The 2,221-nt window shown below is 63.6% G+C and carries 4 protein-coding genes; 1 reads left to right on the top strand and 3 read right to left on the bottom strand.

What is annotated here, in order from left to right; genetic code table 11:
* Positions 1–2 precede the first annotated feature (2 nt).
* Positions 3–575, bottom strand: a complete 573-nt coding sequence (locus H0W38_RS21280) for a molybdopterin-dependent oxidoreductase (RefSeq protein ID WP_292457966.1) — start codon at positions 573–575, stop codon at positions 3–5.
* Positions 572–1,429: a cytochrome b/b6 domain-containing protein gene (locus tag H0W38_RS21285; protein WP_292457969.1), complete on the bottom strand. Its 858-nt coding sequence runs from the start codon at positions 1,427–1,429 to the stop codon at positions 572–574. Before H0W38_RS21285 ends, H0W38_RS21280 begins: the two co-directional genes overlap by 4 nt.
* A gap of 241 nt (positions 1,430–1,670) precedes the next feature.
* Between H0W38_RS21285 and H0W38_RS21290 the strand changes: the two genes are divergently transcribed.
* A complete protein-coding gene (locus tag H0W38_RS21290; protein WP_292457971.1) occupies positions 1,671–1,955 on the top strand; it encodes a hypothetical protein in 285 nt (94 codons plus the stop codon).
* Between the two features lie 104 nt (positions 1,956–2,059).
* Here the strand turns inward: H0W38_RS21290 and H0W38_RS21295 are convergent.
* Positions 2,060–2,221: glucokinase (locus tag H0W38_RS21295; protein ID WP_292457973.1), on the bottom strand; the 162-nt coding region annotated here is incomplete at its 5' end.

A 2,221-nucleotide genomic window follows, 5' to 3' on the forward strand; every position in this document is an offset into this window, starting at 1 on the left:
GTTCAGTAGTAGCGCGATTCGCTTGCGCCCTGCGTCGGCTCGTCCATCGAATCGAAACAACGGAAGACGACGAACCTCGCCTGAGGCAGCGGCTTCGCCCGGTCGAGCACGAAGCCCAGCGGCACGCCCTTCCACTTGCCGATGCAGCTCCAGCCTTCGACGCAGTCGTGGCGCGTGATCTGCGTGCGCGACGGCATGGCACGCAGTTGGGCGAGCGTGTATTCGGCTGGCTGCTCGACCAAACCGCCGACCGCGAGCTTGAAGTCGGCGAAGCCGCCTCGGCGCAGCATTCGGTAGTCGGCATCGACCGGATCCCGCGTGCCGTTGCTGCGGAAGTTCTCGGCGATGTGACGGGCGTCGAACTCCTGCGCCATCGCCGATCGCGGCGCGACGAGCTTTTGCGCGGCGCGGCTCAAGTGCTCGGCGCTCTTCAAGACATCGACGAAGGATTCGTTGTTCGACAGCCGGTCGCACCCGGTGAGCGCCGCCGCGCCCACGGCGGCCACGGCACTGCGCAGCAGACCCCGCCGCTCGCGCTGGCGGGACGGCGTCAATGTGAAGGTCGTCCTTTTCATGGCTGTTCCTTTTTCCCGTCGTCGGCAGGCAGCGTGTACCAGCCGGTGATCATCGACCGCATCTCGTTGCGCACCCCGCTGACGACCACTTCGAAGACGTGGACGAGCGTGAAGAGAACCAGACCGAAGGCGGCGAGGAAATGCAGCGTGCGCGCCGACTGCCGGCCGCCGAGCAGATCGACCCAGCCCGTGAACACCGCGTCGAGCCGCGGAGACATGGCGAGGCCCGCGATGACCAGAAGCGGCAGCAGACCGAAGATCACGATCAGATAGGTGAGGCTTTGCAGCACGTTGTAGCGCTTCGCCGCGTCGCCGGTCGGGTGCCGAAACAACAGGTGGGTCTTGATCGAAGTGCCGATGGAGCGCAGCTCCGACTTCGTCGGCAGGAGGTCGCGCTCGAGGTGTCGGCTGAAGACCGTGTAGAGCACATAGGCGATGCCGTTGATGACGAAGATCCAGGCGAAGAAGAAGTGCCAGTGACGAGCCATCGCGAGCCACTGCGGGCCCGGGATCGTTGCCCAGCTCGGAAAGGCGCGCGCCGTCGCTTGGCCGCCGACCTGGGAAAGCCCGAGCAGGCCCGTCGTGACGAACTCGTGGCCCCCGATCTGTGTCACCCCGATCGGACCGCTTTTCGTCTCCTCGGTCCCGATCGAGACCCACGCTTCGGCGAAGGTCGAATCCTTGCCCCAATACAGCGCCGGATGGGCGTTGAAGATGTTGAGCCCGCTCATGAACAGGATGACAAGACAGGCGACGTTGATCCAGTGCATCACCCGCACCGGCAGGCGGTGCCGGTAGATGCGCCGCCCGGTGATGGGCGGTTCGCGCTGCGGCGAGGCCATTTGCGTGTTCATGGCAGGGCTCCTGTTGCTGTGGATGTCTGCGCGCCGAGTGTGCGGTTCGTCGTGAACCTTGATCGATCCCTTACGCTGGCCGCGAAGCAGATCATGTGACGGCGAGCTGTAAGCTTGCTTGCGCCACCCCGACCAATCAGGTGCTTGACCTTGCCCTTCGGCTTGCCGAGCAGTATGCTTTTCGACGATCGGAGAGTGAGGCGAGTTCAGTAACGCAACCTCGAAAGCCCAGGAGATTTATATGAAGACGATCAAAACAGCCTTGATGTGCGCTTGCATGGCGCTGGCAGCCGGTTCCGTCGCCGCGCAAGACGCGAAGAAGGATTCCATGGCCAAGGACGGCATGATGAAGAAGGAAATGACCATGCAGGAATGCAAGGATCACATGGCGATGTCGAAGACTGCCGGCACCAAGAAGGACGATGCCATGATGAAGAAGGACACCATGTGCTCCGGCATGATGAAGAAGGACGGTGCCATGATGAAGAAGGACGACGCCATGATGAAGAAGGATGGAGCGAAATAGCCGAGGAGATGCGAACCGGCCGGTCGGTACTCCTGACCGGCCGGTTTTTTTTGAGCTGCGTGGACGTGTGCAGGCGCCGCGGCGCTACCGCGACAGTTCCCGCGTCAAGCGCTGGCGCGTGAAGGAGCGCTTTGCGCGAGGCGCCGCACAGCGCCCGCAAGCGCCGGGTGCGGCACGACGATGACGCCGGTGGCAACGGCGGCGAGGTAGGACTCGAATCGACCCTTTGCCTCGAAGCGCTCCCGAAAGCGCGAGCGCGCAAGATA

The organism is Methylibium sp. (genome assembly GCF_013817365.1).
GTDB lineage: Bacteria > Pseudomonadota > Gammaproteobacteria > Burkholderiales > Burkholderiaceae_C > Methylibium.

Bases quoted from the DNA above. Each gene is read 5' to 3' on its own strand.
- H0W38_RS21280 (WP_292457966.1), bottom strand. From the start codon at position 575: ATGAAAAGGACGACCTTCACATTGACGCCGTCCCGCCAGCGCGAGCGG.
- H0W38_RS21285 (WP_292457969.1), bottom strand. From the start codon at position 1,429: ATGAACACGCAAATGGCCTCGCCGCAGCGCGAACCGCCCATCACCGGG.
- H0W38_RS21290 (WP_292457971.1), top strand. From the start codon at position 1,671: ATGAAGACGATCAAAACAGCCTTGATGTGCGCTTGCATGGCGCTGGCA.